The organism is Pseudomonas sp. 2822-15 (assembly GCF_002742515.1).
GTDB classification, from domain to species: domain Bacteria; phylum Pseudomonadota; class Gammaproteobacteria; order Pseudomonadales; family Pseudomonadaceae; genus Aquipseudomonas; species Aquipseudomonas salomonii.
This window is the reverse complement of sequence record NZ_LJRY01000399.1, coordinates 1-241: the sequence shown is the minus strand read 5'-3', so window position 1 is coordinate 241 and position 241 is coordinate 1. Positions and strand designations below refer to the sequence as shown.

Annotated in this window: 1 protein-coding gene; it reads left to right on the top strand. The window is 32.8% G+C overall.

The features are described 5' to 3' along the window. A partial coding sequence (locus AOA59_RS31195) for a hypothetical protein (RefSeq protein ID WP_218212243.1) occupies positions 1–241 on the top strand: 241 nt, incomplete at both ends.

Genomic DNA, 241 nt, shown 5'->3' with positions numbered 1-241 from the left:
ATATAAACCTAGCTAAAACAATTATTGAAACATGCGAAGCATTTCAGGCTAAAAATATTATGGTAGAGATTACGGATAAATATTATTTACGTCACCGTAATAAAGGTTTTTCAGATGCCTTTACTTTAGGACAATCTCCCGTTGATTATGGAAATCTAGATCAGCTTCTTAAAGTTGATCCAACATCCATATTGGTTCATCCACAAGATGATAATCATGCATCTTTGAAAAGTCTCCTAAG